We start from the raw sequence: 13,668 nt of genomic DNA, 5'->3' as shown, positions 1-13,668 counted from the left end.
CCTCTCCCGGGCGAGCGCCGCGGGCGGCGCCCGCGCCGCGCCCCCGAGGGCCCCCGCCTGACCGCGGCCCGCTGGCGCCGCGGGGCCGGGCTCCCCCTCGCGGGGGAGCCGGGCCCATCGGCCGTACGGGGTGCGGGAGCCGGTCAGCGGCTGTGCTGCGAGTCCGCGACCGTGACCTCGACCCGCTGGAACTCCTTGAGCTCGCTGTAGCCGGTGGTGGCCATCGAGCGGCGCAGCGCGCCGAAGAGGTTCATCGAGCCGTCCGGGGAGTGCGACGGGCCGGTGAGGATCTCCTCGGTGGTGCCGACCGTACCCAGGTCGACCTTCTTGCCGCGCGGCACGTCCTCGTGGACGGCCTCCATGCCCCAGTGGTTGCCCTTGCCGGGCGCGTCCGTGGCACGGGCCAGCGGGGAGCCCATCATCACCGCGTCCGCGCCACAGGCGACGGCCTTCGGGATGTCCCCGGACCAGCCCACGCCGCCGTCGGCGATGACGTGCACGTAGCGGCCGCCGGACTCGTCCATGTAGTCGCGGCGGGCCGCGGCCACGTCCGCGACGGCCGTGGCCATCGGGACCTGGATGCCCAGCACGTTGCGCGTGGTGTGCGCGGCGCCGCCGCCGAAGCCGACCAGGACGCCCGCCGCGCCGGTGCGCATCAGGTGCAGGGCCGCCGTGTAGGTGGCGCAGCCGCCCACGATGACCGGCACGTCGAGCTCGTAGATGAACTGCTTGAGGTTCAGCGGCTCCGCGGCGCCGGAGACGTGCTCCGCCGACACGGTGGTGCCGCGGATCACGAAGATGTCGACGCCCGCCTCGACGACGGCCTTGGAGAACTCGGCGGTGCGCTGCGGGGAGAGCGCGGCGGCGGTCACGACACCGGAGTCGCGCACCTCCTTGATGCGCTGCCGGATCAGGTCGGCCTGGATCGGCGCCGAGTAGATCTCCTGGAGCCGGCGGGTCGCGGACGCCTCGTCCAGCTCCGCGATCTCGTCCAGCAGCGGCTGCGGGTCCTCGTAGCGGGTCCACAGGCCTTCGAGGTTCAGCACGCCGAGGCCGCCGAGCTCGCCGATGCGGATCGCGGTCTGCGGGGAGACCACCGAGTCCATGGGGGCGGCCAGGAAGGGCAGCTCGAAGCGGTACGCATCGATCTGCCAGGCGATCGAGACCTCCTTCGGGTCCCGCGTACGCCGGCTCGGGACGATGGCGATGTCGTCGAACGCGTACGCCCTGCGGCCGCGCTTGCCGCGCCCGATCTCGATCTCAGTCACGTGTGGTGGCCTTTCCTCTGGGTCTGCCCGTCCAGTATCCCCGAACCCCGGGGGCCCGCGTTCCGGTGACCGCTGTACGGACGCATGACGAAGGGGCGGCCCGCCGTCGGCGGGTCCGCCCCTCCATGGAAACCGGTCAGCCCTTGCGGGAGTAGTTCGGCGCCTCGACCGTCATCTGGATGTCGTGCGGGTGGCTCTCCTTGAGCCCCGCCGAGGTGATCCGGACGAAGCGGCCCCGGTCCTGCAGCTCGGGGACCGTGCGGCCGCCGACGTAGAACATGGACTGGCGCAGGCCGCCGACCAGCTGGTGCACGACCGCGGAGAGCGGGCCGCGGTAGGGGACCTGGCCCTCGATGCCCTCGGGGATCAGCTTGTCGTCGCCGCCGACGCCCTCCTGGAAGTAGCGGTCCTTGGAGAAGGAGCGCTGGTCGCCGCGGGACTGCATCGCGCCGAGCGAGCCCATGCCGCGGTAGGACTTGAACTGCTTGCCGTTGATGAAGAGCAGCTCGCCCGGGGACTCCTCACAGCCCGCGAGGAGCGAGCCGAGCATCACGGTGTCGGCGCCGGCGACGAGCGCCTTGGCGATGTCACCGGAGTACTGGAGGCCGCCGTCGCCGATGACCGGGACGCCCGCGGCCTTCGCGGCGAGCGCGGCCTCGTAGATGGCGGTGACCTGCGGGACGCCGATGCCGGCGACGACGCGGGTGGTGCAGATGGAGCCGGGGCCGACGCCGACCTTGATGCCGTCGCAGCCGGCGTCGATCAGCGCCTGGGCGCCGTCGCGGGTGGCGACGTTGCCGCCGATGACGTCGACGCCGGAGTTCGACTTGATCTTGGCGACCATGTCGCCGACCAGGCGGGAGTGGCCGTGGGCGGTGTCGACGACGATGAAGTCGGCGCCCGCCTCGATCAGGGCCTGGGCGCGCTCGTACGCATCACCGGCGACACCGACGGCGGCGCCGACGAGCAGCCGGCCTCCCTTGTCCTTGGCGGCGTTCGGGTACTTCTCGGCCTTGACGAAGTCCTTGACCGTGATGAGGCCCTTGAGGATTCCGGCGTCGTCGACCAGCGGCAGCTTCTCGATCTTGTGGCGGCGCAGCAGCTCCATGGCGTCGACGCCGGAGATGCCGACCTTGCCGGTGACCAGCGGCATCGGGGTCATGACCTCGCGCACCTGGCGGCTGCGGTCCGACTCGAAGGCCATGTCGCGGTTGGTGACGATGCCCAGCAGCTTGCCGGCCGCGTCGGTGACCGGGACGCCGGAGATGCGGAACTTCGCGCAGAGCTGGTCGGCCTCGCCGAGCGTCGCGTCGGGGTGGACCGTGATCGGGTCGGTGACCATGCCCGACTCGGAGCGCTTGACCAGGTCGACCTGATTGGCCTGGTCGGCGATGGAGAGGTTGCGGTGCAGCACGCCGACGCCGCCCTGGCGGGCCATCGCGATGGCCATGCGGGCCTCGGTGACCTTGTCCATGGCCGCGGAGAGCAGCGGGACGTTCACCCGGACGTTGCGGGAGATGAGGGAAGAGGTGTCGATCTCGTCCGGCGCCATGTCCGACGCGCCCGGCAGCAGCAGGACGTCGTCGTAGGTCAGTCCGAGCGTGGCGAATTTGTCGGGCACTCCGTCGGCGGTCATGACACCTTCCCAATGGTCTTGCTCAGCGCGGATGTCCATGCTAACGGGATCCCGAGGCGTCTCATTCCACGACCAAGGTCAACCGGCAGTTTCGTCTGTTCCTACGACTGGCGGGGGCTCTCGGCCCCTACTGCTCGGCGAGGGCGCGCAGCCGGCTGAGCGCCCGGTGCTGGGCCACCCGCACGGCGCCGGGCGACATTCCGAGCATCTGCCCGGTCTCCTCGGCGGTCAGCCCGACGGCCACCCGCAGGACGAGCAGCTCGCGCTGGTTCTCCGGGAGGTTGGCCAGCAGTTTCTTGGCCCACGCGGCGTCGCTGCTGAGCAGCGCCCGCTCCTCGGGGCCCAGCGAGTCGTCGGGCCGTTCCGGCATCTCGTCGGACGGGACGGCGGTGCTGCCCGGGTGGCGCATGGCGGCCCGCTGGAGGTCGGCGACCTTGTGCGCGGCGATGGCGAAGACGAACGCCTCGAAGGGACGGCCGGTGTCGCGGTAACGCGGCAGTGCCATCAGGACGGCGACGCACACCTCCTGCGCGAGGTCCTCCACGAAGTGACGAGCGTCACCGGGAAGCCGGGACAGGCGGGTGCGGCAATAGCGGATGGCGAGGGGGTGCACGAAGGCGAGCAGGTCGTGCGTGGCCTGCTCGTCGCCTTCCACCGCTCGGCGTACGAGCGCGCTGACGGCCCCGGCACCGCCGCCTTTGGCGGCGTCCGTGGGGCTTGTGGCCGTGGGTGACCCCTGGGCCTCGTCGTCGCGCATCGGTCCATGGTGCCTTGGCGCGGCACCGTTCGCGGCACCGCGGTCCTGGTTGTGCGTCGAAGCGTTATGAGCGGGTGCGCCGGAACTCATGGTTTGCGCCCTCCCCTCCGCTCGGCCCGAATGATCCCTGAGGCCACATCTTCCGAAAGTGCGGCACACCCTCAAGAATGCGGCATCGCGCCCGAAGCGACACGTCCCCCGGATTGTGCCCCGCCAACCCCCGCTTGCGCACCGGGTCGGGCGGGACACTCTGGGTGCTCCGCGGTCAGCGGACCAGGCCCCAGCGGAACCCGAGTGCCACGGCGTGTGCCCGGTCCGAGGCGCCGAGCTTCTTGAAGAGCCTGCGGGCGTGCGTCTTGACCGTGTCCTCGGAGAGGAAGAGCTCGCGCCCGATCTCCGCGTTCGACCGGCCGTGGCTCATGCCCTCCAGCACCTGGATCTCGCGCGCGGTGAGGGTGGGCGCGGCGCCCATCTCGGCCGAGCGGAGCCGGCGCGGGGCCAGTCGCCAGGTCGGGTCGGCGAGCGCCTGGGTGACCGTGGCCCGCAGTTCGGCGCGCGAGGCGTCCTTGTGCAGATAGCCCCGGGCTCCGGCGGCGACCGCGAGGGCCACGCCGTCCAGGTCCTCGGCGACCGTCAGCATGATGATGCGGGCGCCCGGGTCGGCCGAGAGCAGCCGGCGGACCGTCTCCACACCGCCGAGGCCCGGCATCCGGACATCCATCAGAATGAGATCGGAGCGGTCGGCACCCCAGCGGCGGAGGACTTCCTCGCCGTTGGCAGCCGTCGTCACACGCTCGACGCCGGGCACGGTGGCAACCGCGCGACGGAGCGCCTCTCGGGCAAGCGGGGAGTCGTCGCAGACGAGGACGGAAGTCATGACCGCCCTCCGCAGCTGATGCGCGTCACCTTGAGCCTCCAGGCTGGTACGTATCGTCACCTGTGCGGTCGATGCCCCCGGACACCTGTCCGAGAACTTCTTGGTTCAACCGCCTTCGCACTCTCAACGATGGTCACTCGAAAGAGTTACGGGTCGGACGGACACCTTCGGCACTCTACGTGAGGATGCGATCACGGTGCTGGAGCCACGAGCCCCTGTCCTCCATCTGGAGCTATGCCCTATTTGGCGGCTTTCCTTCCGTTCGCCCTATGTCTGAGGCTAGATTCCCAATGAGTCATATTTACATCTACTACGACTGTAGATGTGGAGACATGGACCCTACCCGCCTCAGTACCGGCACCAAGAGGACTACCCATGGCAGATTTCTCCCGGCTCCCCGGACCGAACGCCGACCTCTGGGACTGGCAGCTACTGGCTGCCTGCCGCGGGGTCGACAGCTCCCTCTTCTTCCACCCGGAAGGCGAGCGGGGTGCGGCCAGGAGCGCGCGCGAGGCCTCGGCTAAAGAGGTCTGCATGCGCTGTCCGGTGCGCGCGGAATGCGCCGCGCACGCACTCGCCGTCCGTGAGCCCTACGGGGTGTGGGGCGGCCTCACCGAGGACGAACGCGAAGAACTGATGGGCCGCGCCCGGCACCGCCTGGTCCCCGCGTCTAGCGCGACCGGACCGGCCGCTCCGCACTGACGCCCCTCCCCGAACCGCCCGAAGGAACGTTTCCTCATTTTCGAGGGCGGATCATCCGAAGATCACCCCGGAACCCCGCGAAGACCCCCGGAACCCCTCCTGCGGAGACTGCCACGCGGCGCGCGCCCGGGCGTGTCGCACCCTTCTCCGGACCGTGTCGTTCACGGGGCGGTGCCGTCACGCCCCATGGACGCGGCGGCCCGCTCCAGTTCCGCCAGGGTCGCGGCCACCGCGGGGACCCGCGCCAGGTCGGGCAGGGTCAGCGCCACGACCTCCCGCTCGACGGCCGGCTCGACGACCACGGCGCTGACCCCCTTGGCCCGTACCGACTCCACCGCGAGTTCCGGCAGCACCGCCACCCCGAGCCCCGCCCCGACCAGGCCGACCACCGCCGGGTAGTCGTCGGTCGCGAAGTCGATGCGCGGGGTGAACCCCGCGTCCTCGCACACCTCCACCAGGTGGCGGCGACAGCGCGGGCAGCCCGCGATCCAGGGTTCCCCGGCCAGCTCGGCCATGCCCACCCGCTCGGCCCCGGCCAGCCGGTGCGCCTGCGGGACCAGCCCCACGAGCCGGTCGGTGAGCAGGGGCCGCACCACCAGGTCCTCCCACTCGGCGGCGGACCCGGCCGCGCCCCCGTACCGGAAGGCCAGCGCCAGATCGCAGTCGCCCTCGCGCAGCATCTCCACGGAGCGCGGCGGCTCGGCCTCGACCAGCGAGATCCGGGTGCCGGGATGCTCGGCGCGCATGGCCGCCAGCGCGGTGGGGACCAGGGTGGAACTGCCGCTGGGGAACGACACCAGCCGTACCCGGCCCGCGCGCAGCCCGGCGATCGCCGCGACCTCCTCTTCGGCGGCGGTCAGCCCGGCCAGGATCCCGGCGGCGTGCCGGACCAGCGCCTCGCCGGCCTGGGTCAGCCGCATTTCACGGCCGGTCCGGATCAGCAGCGGAGTGCCGGCCGACTGCTCCAGCGCCTTCATCTGCTGGGAGACGGCCGGCTGGGTGCAGCCCAGTTCGCGGGCGGCGGCGGAGAAGGAACCGGTCCCGGCGACGGCGCGCAGAACCCGTAGATGACGTGCCTCGATCACCCTCCGAGCATAAGCCCCCCTTTGACCGTCGAGGCAATGCCCACGTCACGCTTTGGGGTGCCCGCCACCCCCGGGGCCTGGGGGCGTACCACGCACCGAATAAAGCTAGGTTGCGCCTATGACGACTGCGTTGATTACGGGATCCACGGCGGGCATCGGCGCCGCCTTCGCCAGGCGGCTCGCCGCCCAGGGGCACAACCTGGTGCTGGTGGCGCGCAACACCGAACGGCTGGGCGAGCAGGCCACCGAACTGCACGACCGGCACGGCATCGAGGCCGAGGTGCTGACCGCCGACCTGTCCACGGAGAAGGGCATCGCCGCGGTCGAGGGCCGCCTCGGCGACCGCACGCACCCGGTGGACCTGCTGGTCAACAACGCCGGCTTCGGCAACAAGGGCCGCTACCTCCAGGTGTCCATGGCGGACGAGCTGACCATGCTGAAGGTGCACGTCGAGGCGGTGCTCCGGCTGACCTCGGCGGCGGCGGAGTCCATGCGCTCGCGCGGGCGCGGCGGCGTCATCAACGTGGCCTCGGTGGCCGCCTTCGTACCGCGCGGGACCTACGGCGCGAGCAAGGCCTGGGTCGTGCAGTTCACCCAGGGCGCGGCGAAGGACCTGGCCGGCAGCGGGGTGCGGCTGATGGCGCTGTGCCCGGGCTTCGTGCGGACCGAGTTCCACCAGCGGGCCGGGATGGGCACCGACAACATCCCGGGCTGGCTGTGGCTGGACGCCGACAAGCTGGTGGCGGCGGCGCTGGACGACCTGGCGCGCGGCAAGACCGTCTCCATCCCCGACCCGCGCTACAAGGCACTGATGGGCGTGGTGAAGCTGACGCCGCGCGGGCTGCTGGGCGGGGTGTCGTCGCGTACGGGCCGGAAGTACGGGCCCCAGTAGGCCCCCGGCAAGCACTCGGAGCGCGGCGCCGATCGGGGCAATTCTCCCTAAACTGGATGTGTCTCATCCACCCGGGAGGCGACGCGATGACATTCGTACAGGTAATTGATTACGAAACCAAGCGGTTCGAAGAGATGAACGCGCTCATCGACCGCTGGGCGGAGCAGGCGAGCGGCCGGCGGACGGTCACCCACACGATGATCGGACGGGACCGCGACGCCAAGACGCACTACGTCGATCTCGTCGAATTCCCCTCGTACGAGGAGGCCATGAGGAACTCTCAGCTTCCGGAGACGGACCGGATGTTCCAGGAAATGGTGGCCCTCTGCGAGGGCATGCCGAAGTTCATGAACCTGGACGTCGTCCGCGACGAGTACCTCAACAAGCTGCTCGTGAACCGGATCTTCGAGGACGTGGCGGAGAAGGGCAACTTCGACGTCATGGAGGAGTGCGTCGCGACCGGCTACATGGACCACGACATGCTGCGGATGCCGGGCGCCGTCGACGGCCGCGAGGGCCTGCGCCGGGACATGACGATGTGGCGCGACGCCTTCGACTTCACCTTCGACCTGCACCGCCAGATCGCCGAAGGCGACTGCGTCACCACCCTGTGGAACTGGACCGGCAGGCAGAAGGGCGAGTTCATGGGGATCGCCCCGACGGGCAAGGAGGTCGCCATGTCGGGCTGCACCACCTTCCGGATCGAGAACGGGCAGGTCGCGGAGGGCTGGTGGTACTACGACGCACCCGGCCTGATGGGGCAACTGGGCATGGACATGGGTATGGCGTCCCGCGGCACGACCCAGGACATGGGTATGTGACGGCTCGCCCCAGGGCACGGGAAAGCCCCGGTCACCACCGCTTCGCAGCGGCGGGGACCGGGGCCCTCCTCAGTTCAGCCCGGCTCTGACGAGGTCAGTGGCTGTGGCCGTGACCGTGGCCGTGACCGGCGTCGGCCTCTTCCTCGGCCGGCTTCTCGACGACCAGGGTCTCGGTCGTGAGCAGCAGGGAGGCGATGGAAGCGGCGTTCTCCAGCGCGGAGCGGGTGACCTTGACCGGGTCGATGACGCCGGCCTTGACCAGGTCGCCGTACTCGCCGGTCGCGGCGTTGAAGCCCTGGCCCTTGTCGAGCTCGGCGACCTTGGCGGTGATGACGTAGCCCTCGAGGCCGGCGTTCTCGGCGATCCAACGCAGCGGCTCGACGGCGGCGCGGCGGACGACGGAGACGCCCGTGGCCTCGTCGCCGGTGAGGCCGAGGTTGCCCTCGAGCACCTTCACGGCGTGGACGAGGGAGGAGCCACCGCCGGAGACGATGCCCTCCTCCACCGCGGCGCGGGTAGCCGAGATGGCGTCCTCCAGGCGGTGCTTCTTCTCCTTGAGCTCCACCTCGGTGGCGGCGCCGACCTTGATGACGCAGACGCCGCCGGCGAGCTTCGCCAGCCGCTCCTGCAGCTTCTCGCGGTCCCAGTCGGAGTCCGTGGACTCGATCTCGGCCTTGATCTGGTTGACGCGGCCGAGGACCTCGTCGGAGCTGCCGCCACCGTCGACGATGGTGGTGTCGTCCTTGGTGATGGTCACGCGGCGCGCGGTGCCCAGGACGTCGAGACCGGCCTGGTCGAGCTTGAGGCCGACCTCCTCGGCGATGACGGTGGCACCGGTGAGGGTGGCCATGTCCTGGAGCATCGCCTTGCGGCGGTCACCGAAGCCGGGGGCCTTGACGGCGACGGCGTTGAAGGTGCCACGGATCTTGTTGACGACCAGGGTCGACAGGGCCTCGCCCTCGACGTCCTCGGCGATGATCAGCAGCGGCTTGGAGGCGCCGGCCTGGATGACCTTCTCCAGCAGCGGCAGGAGGTCCTGGATGGAGGAGATCTTGCCCTGGTTGATCAGGATGTACGGGTCGTCGAGGACGGCCTCCATACGCTCCTGGTCGGAGACCATGTACGGCGAGAGGTAGCCCTTGTCGAAGGCCATGCCCTCGGTGAACTCCAGCTCCAGGCCGAAGGTGTTGGACTCCTCGACGGTGATGACACCGTCCTTGCCGACCTTGTCCATCGCCTCGGCGATGAGCTCGCCGACCTGCTGGTCCTGCGCGGAGAGCGCGGCCACGGCGGCGATGTCGGACTTGTCCTCGATCGGGCGGGCGGTCGCGAGGAGCTCCTGCGACACGGCCTTGACGGCGGCGTCGATGCCCTTCTTGAGGGCGGCCGGGGAGGCGCCGGCGGCGACGTTGCGCAGGCCCTCGCGGACCAGCGCCTGGGCCAGCACGGTGGCGGTGGTGGTGCCGTCACCCGCGATGTCGTTGGTCTTGGTCGCCACCTCCTTCACGAGCTGGGCGCCCAGGTTCTCGTACGGGTCGTCCAGCTCGACCTCGCGGGCGATGGTGACACCGTCGTTGGTGATGGTGGGCGCGCCGAACTTCTTGTCGATGACGACGTTGCGGCCCTTGGGGCCGATCGTCACCTTCACCGTGTCGGCAAGCTTGTTCACACCGCGCTCAAGGGCGCGACGGGCGTCCTCATCGAACTTCAGAATCTTCGGCATGGGAGCGGTTCAGTCCTCTCGTTGCGATCCTCGGCCGCTCACCGCGACCGCCACCGCCTAGAACGAACCACGCCCCTCGCCCCCCGGCATCAGCAGGGTGACCAGGGGCGCAGCTCAAAGCAAAACTGGAGAAGTGTCTTACTTCTCGACGATCGCGAGCACGTCGCGGGCCGAGAGGACGAGGTACTCCTCGCCGCTGTACTTCACTTCGGTGCCGCCGTACTTGCTGTACAGCACGATGTCGCCGACGCTGACGTCCAGCGGGAGACGCTGGCCGTCCTCGAAGCGACCCGGACCGACCGCAAGGACGACGCCCTCCTGGGGCTTCTCCTTCGCGGTGTCCGGGATGACCAGGCCCGAGGCCGTGGTCTGCTCGGCGTCGAGCGGCTGGACCACAATGCGGTCCTCAAGCGGCTTGATGGCAACCTTGGAGCTGGTGGTCGTCACGATCCGACCTCCCCCTTCGGAGATCCGGGGTTAACTGTCTGAGGTGGCGACCAGGTCGATCCGTCGTCGCGGGTGCCGGACCTGCCTGTCGCTGTGTTGGCACTCACCAGTGGCGAGTGCCAGGTGCGAGACTATTCCGGCGATTAGCACTCGGTCAAGCGGAGTGCCAACACGCCACCCGACAGATTGCGGATGGACCCCTTCCGGCTAGCCCCCGCCGGGCCCCCAGGAACCATCGTCAGGGCTTCCTCGTCGTAGTGGATATGAAGATAAAACGCCCTAATACCGACGGCGAAGACATCCCGTGCGGGGACTGAGGCCGCTGACGGTCGCCGGCGCGCGCCGCCGTACCGAAGCATTGCTGCTCGCCCTCGTCATCGGCATCGCCGTTTTCGGCCACGCCGAGGCCGGTCTCGCGATGAACGGCGTACTGCCGCCGAACCTCACCGGCTTCACCATCAGCCTGACGTTGCTGTCGCTGGTGGGGCACCTGGGCATCCGCCGGTTCGCGGCGTACGCGGATCCGCTGATCTTCCCGCTGGCCATGCTGCTGACCGGACTCGGGCTCGTCCTCATCCACCGCCTCGACCAGGGGTACATCGAGCGCTACGGGTCCGATGCGAACGCGCCCGGCCAGCTGCTGTGGACCGTGGTCGGGGTCGCCGCCTGTCTGCTGGTGGTGGCGCTGCTGCGCGACCACAGGCTGTTGCAGCGCTTCATCTACATCACCATGGCCGTCGCGCTGGTGCTGCTGATCGCCCCGGCCTTCTTCGGCGCGGACACGTACGGCGCGAAGCGGTGGATCATCCTCTTCGGGTTCTCGCTCCAGCCCGGCGAGTTCGTGAAGATCATGATCGCGGTCTTCTTCGCGGGGTACCTGGTTGTCCACCGGGACTCGCTGGCCCTGACGGGCCGCAAGTTCCTGGGCGTGCGGCTGCCGCCGATGCGGCAGCTCGGGCCGATCGTCACCGTGTGGATCCTGTCGCTGCTGGTGCTGGTCTTCGAGCGCGACCTCGGTACGTCGCTCATCTTCTTCGGCGTGTTCGTGGTGATGCTGTACGTAGCCACCGAGCGGACCGGCTGGATCGTCTGCGGCCTCGTCATGGCTGCGGGCGGCGCCTTCGTGGTGGGCTCGACGGAGCCGCACGTGAAGGCCCGCGTGGCCGCCTGGCTCAACCCGCTGTCCTACTACTGGAAGGACCGGCCGCCGGGCGTCACCTCCGACCAGTCGGCGCAGGCGCTGTTCAGCTTCGGCACGGGCGGCATCACGGGCACCGGACTCGGCATGGGCCACCCGGAGCTGATCAAGTTCGCGGGGCGCAGCGACTTCATCCTGACCACCGTGGGCGAGGAACTGGGCCTGGCGGGGGTGATGGCGGTCCTGCTGCTCTACGCGCTCCTGGTCCAGCGGGGCCTGCGGATGGCCCTGGCGGCGCGGGACCCGTTCGGCAAACTCCTGGCGGTGGGCCTGGCGGCGGCGCTGGCGCTCCAGGTGTTCGTGGTCGCGGGCGGCGTGACGGGCCTGATCCCGCTGACGGGCAAGGCCCTGCCCTTCCTGGCGAAGGGCGGCTCGTCCCTGCTGGCCAACTGGATCATGATCGCCCTCCTCCTGCGCATCAGCGACAGCGCGGAACGCCAACGCGAGGCGGACGCCCTCGGCCCGGCGGAAACCACGATCACCCCACTGGCGGCGCCGCTGCGGCGTTGAGGGGGGCGGGGGATCGGGTGGCGGGATGCCGGTTGGGGCGGCGTGGTCCGCGTGCCGGGGGCTTCGAGGGGCGGATACGAGCCGGACCGGGCCGGAGAGGGCCGGAGAGGGCCGGAGAGGGCCGGAGAGGGCCGGAGAGGGCCGGAGAGGGCCGGAGAGGGCCGGAGAGGGCCGGAGAGGGCCGGAGAGGGCCGGAGAGGGTACGGGGGTTTCCCGTCAGTCCCATCGTCTCTCCGGGGCGGCCCGGCCCCTCAAGGGCGCTCCTCCTCGTTCCTCGTCGTCGCGTCGCTGCGCGATGGCCTTCGGCCACCCTTGACCGACCGGCCCGCCCCGGATCAACGAAGACTGCCGGGACCCCCCAAAAGAACGGTCACGGGGCAGAGGCCAGAGAAGCGACCCCTCGGGGACGACCACGGGGCCCTCGGCGGGCACGCCCAGGAGCGGGCCCTCACGAACTGAAACCGCACCGGCCAAGGGCCTCACCACACCGGACAGCGCACCGGACAACGAGACGGCACCCCCGCGCCCCAGATCGCTACGCGCTCCTCCCGCCCCGGCGACTTCCCCCCGTCTGGGGCTGGTATGGACGGGCTCGACGATCAGCCGGCGCGCTCGGCCGAGCTGCGTTCCACGCAGAACTCGTTGCCTTCGGGGTCGGCCAGGGTCACCCAACCGGTCCCATCGGGCTTGCGGTGATCGCCCACCTGCGTCGCGCCCAGGGCGAGGATGCGCGTCACTTCCTCGTCTCGCGACCGGTCCTGCGGCTGCAGGTCGAGGTGCACCCGGTTCTTCACCGTCTTGGCATCGGCCACGGTCACGAAGAGCAGGTGCGCGCCGGACGTCACGACCATTGCCTCGGGATCGCCGGGGAAGTCATCGGCGGCGAGGGAGCCGTCCAGGACGGCGGCCCAGAACTGCGCCAGCCTGTAGGCGTCGGAGCAGTCGATGGTGATGTGTCGTATCAGGGAAGTCATTGACGCACTATCGAACAAACCCACGACCGCCGTCCATGGAATTGGACGAGTGCGGATCAGTACCCTGGGCGGATGATTCGGACGGTGGTTCTCGACATCGGCGAGACCCTTACCCGCGACGATCGCTATTGGGCCGCATGGGCCGACTGGCTGGGCGTGTCTCGGCACGCGCTCTCCGCCCTGGTGGGTGCCGTGGTCGTGGACGGCAGGGACAATGCGGATGCGATCCGCATGCTGCGCCCAGACATCGACATCTCCGCCGAGTACGCCGCCCGCGAGGCCGCCGGCCTGGGTGAGCGGCTCGATGAATCAGACCTCTACGAGGACGTCCGCCCGACACTGGCCGCGCTGCGCGCCGCCGGGGCGCGCGTTGTCATCGCGGGTAACCAGAGCCGAAAGGCGGGCGATCTCCTCCGCGCCCTGGACCTGCCCTCCGACCTGGTCGTCACGTCTGGCGAATGGGGCGTGGCGAAGCCCGCGCGCGGATTCTTCGAACAAGTGCTGGCCGTGTCGAACTGCCCCGCCGCCGCGACCTTGTACGTCGGCGACCACCCGGCCAATGACATCTTTCCGGCCCGGGCCGCCGGCCTGCGGGCCGCGCATCTACGTCGTGGACCCTGGGGCCATTGGTGGGCCGATGATCCCCAGGTCCGAGCTGCTGCCGACTGGTCCATCGACTCTCTCGCCGAACTGCCCGACCTCGTCAAACGGTAGCTTTCGTCGTCCAGTTCACCAGGGGCCGCAAGTTATGCCGCGCGCCAGTCTCTGACCAGCCCCA

At 70.1% G+C, this 13,668-nt stretch carries 13 protein-coding genes; 5 read left to right on the top strand and 8 right to left on the bottom strand.

What is annotated here, in order from left to right:
* Positions 1–143: 143 nt before the first annotated feature.
* From ACWGH1_RS24915 to ACWGH1_RS24900, 4 genes are all read right to left on the bottom strand, one after another.
* On the bottom strand, positions 144–1,268 hold the full coding sequence (locus ACWGH1_RS24915; RefSeq protein ID WP_453357797.1) for a GuaB3 family IMP dehydrogenase-related protein: 1,125 nt from the start codon (positions 1,266–1,268) through the stop codon (positions 144–146).
* A gap of 136 nt (positions 1,269–1,404) precedes the next feature.
* Complete coding sequence (guaB, locus tag ACWGH1_RS24910) at positions 1,405–2,904, bottom strand: IMP dehydrogenase (RefSeq protein ID WP_453353188.1); 1,500 nt, start codon at positions 2,902–2,904, stop codon at positions 1,405–1,407.
* Between the two features lie 127 nt (positions 2,905–3,031).
* Entirely contained in the window at positions 3,032–3,661 is a 630-nt protein-coding gene (locus tag ACWGH1_RS24905; RefSeq protein ID WP_453353189.1) for a sigma-70 family RNA polymerase sigma factor, read from the bottom strand.
* A 265-nt stretch (positions 3,662–3,926) separates the two neighbouring features.
* Positions 3,927–4,538, bottom strand: coding sequence for a response regulator transcription factor (locus tag ACWGH1_RS24900; RefSeq protein ID WP_003948568.1), 612 nt, complete (start codon positions 4,536–4,538; stop codon positions 3,927–3,929).
* 375 nt (positions 4,539–4,913) lie between these two features.
* Between ACWGH1_RS24900 and ACWGH1_RS24895 the strand changes: the two genes are divergently transcribed.
* Complete coding sequence (locus ACWGH1_RS24895) at positions 4,914–5,240, top strand: WhiB family transcriptional regulator (RefSeq protein WP_190183031.1); 327 nt, start codon at positions 4,914–4,916, stop codon at positions 5,238–5,240.
* A 161-nt stretch (positions 5,241–5,401) separates the two neighbouring features.
* Here the strand turns inward: ACWGH1_RS24895 and ACWGH1_RS24890 are convergent, their stop codons facing one another.
* Positions 5,402–6,325: a LysR family transcriptional regulator gene (locus tag ACWGH1_RS24890; RefSeq protein WP_453353190.1), complete on the bottom strand. Its 924-nt coding sequence runs from the start codon at positions 6,323–6,325 to the stop codon at positions 5,402–5,404.
* Positions 6,326–6,443: 118 nt separating this feature from the next.
* On the opposite strand from ACWGH1_RS24890, the gene ACWGH1_RS24885 reads away from it, so the two are divergent.
* Together ACWGH1_RS24885 and ACWGH1_RS24880 are read left to right on the top strand one after the other, a co-directional pair.
* Complete coding sequence (locus ACWGH1_RS24885; RefSeq protein ID WP_453353191.1) at positions 6,444–7,217, top strand: SDR family NAD(P)-dependent oxidoreductase; 774 nt, start codon at positions 6,444–6,446, stop codon at positions 7,215–7,217.
* Between the two features lie 86 nt (positions 7,218–7,303).
* A complete protein-coding gene (locus ACWGH1_RS24880) occupies positions 7,304–8,038 on the top strand; it encodes an ester cyclase (RefSeq protein WP_453353192.1) in 735 nt (244 codons plus the stop codon).
* Positions 8,039–8,132: 94 nt separating this feature from the next.
* Here ACWGH1_RS24880 and groL read toward each other — a convergent pair whose 3' ends face one another.
* Together groL and groES are read right to left on the bottom strand one after the other, a co-directional pair.
* Positions 8,133–9,761 carry a chaperonin GroEL gene (gene groL, locus ACWGH1_RS24875; RefSeq protein WP_136213256.1) on the bottom strand — a complete coding sequence of 543 codons (1,629 nt, stop codon included), beginning with the start codon at positions 9,759–9,761 and terminating at the stop codon, positions 8,133–8,135.
* Between the two features lie 138 nt (positions 9,762–9,899).
* Positions 9,900–10,208: a co-chaperone GroES gene (gene groES, locus ACWGH1_RS24870; protein WP_053682586.1), complete on the bottom strand. Its 309-nt coding sequence runs from the start codon at positions 10,206–10,208 to the stop codon at positions 9,900–9,902.
* A 304-nt stretch (positions 10,209–10,512) separates the two neighbouring features.
* On the opposite strand from groES, the gene ACWGH1_RS24865 reads away from it, so the two are divergent.
* Positions 10,513–11,916: an FtsW/RodA/SpoVE family cell cycle protein gene (locus ACWGH1_RS24865; RefSeq protein ID WP_453353193.1), complete on the top strand. Its 1,404-nt coding sequence runs from the start codon at positions 10,513–10,515 to the stop codon at positions 11,914–11,916.
* A 599-nt stretch (positions 11,917–12,515) separates the two neighbouring features.
* Here ACWGH1_RS24865 and ACWGH1_RS24860 read toward each other — a convergent pair.
* The gene (locus ACWGH1_RS24860; protein ID WP_453353194.1) at positions 12,516–12,890 is read right to left on the bottom strand and encodes a VOC family protein; all 375 of its coding nucleotides are present in this window, start codon (positions 12,888–12,890) and stop codon (positions 12,516–12,518) included.
* Positions 12,891–12,962: 72 nt separating this feature from the next.
* Here ACWGH1_RS24860 and ACWGH1_RS24855 point away from each other — a divergent pair, with 72 nt between their 5' ends.
* The gene (locus ACWGH1_RS24855; protein ID WP_453353195.1) at positions 12,963–13,604 is read left to right on the top strand and encodes an HAD family hydrolase; all 642 of its coding nucleotides are present in this window, start codon (positions 12,963–12,965) and stop codon (positions 13,602–13,604) included.
* Positions 13,605–13,668: the final 64 nt, after the last annotated feature.

It is taken from the genome of Streptomyces sp. NPDC054883 (assembly GCF_053610645.1).
Note: the sequence above shows the minus strand (reverse complement) of the source record. Positions and strands in the feature narration are given on the sequence as shown.

Excerpts from the sequence above, each read along its gene's own strand:
- ACWGH1_RS24880 (WP_453353192.1), top strand. The coding sequence starts at position 7,304 with ATGACATTCGTACAGGTAATTGATTACGAAACCAAGCGGTTCGAAGAG.
- ACWGH1_RS24860 (WP_453353194.1), bottom strand. The coding sequence starts at position 12,890 with ATGACTTCCCTGATACGACACATCACCATCGACTGCTCCGACGCCTAC.
- groL (WP_136213256.1), bottom strand. The coding sequence starts at position 9,761 with ATGCCGAAGATTCTGAAGTTCGATGAGGACGCCCGTCGCGCCCTTGAG.
- ACWGH1_RS24900 (WP_003948568.1), bottom strand. The coding sequence starts at position 4,538 with ATGACTTCCGTCCTCGTCTGCGACGACTCCCCGCTTGCCCGAGAGGCG.
- ACWGH1_RS24895 (WP_190183031.1), top strand. The coding sequence starts at position 4,914 with ATGGCAGATTTCTCCCGGCTCCCCGGACCGAACGCCGACCTCTGGGAC.
- ACWGH1_RS24855 (WP_453353195.1), top strand. The coding sequence starts at position 12,963 with ATGATTCGGACGGTGGTTCTCGACATCGGCGAGACCCTTACCCGCGAC.
- ACWGH1_RS24885 (WP_453353191.1), top strand. The coding sequence starts at position 6,444 with ATGACGACTGCGTTGATTACGGGATCCACGGCGGGCATCGGCGCCGCC.
- guaB (WP_453353188.1), bottom strand. The coding sequence starts at position 2,904 with ATGACCGCCGACGGAGTGCCCGACAAATTCGCCACGCTCGGACTGACC.
- ACWGH1_RS24905 (WP_453353189.1), bottom strand. The coding sequence starts at position 3,661 with ATGCGCGACGACGAGGCCCAGGGGTCACCCACGGCCACAAGCCCCACG.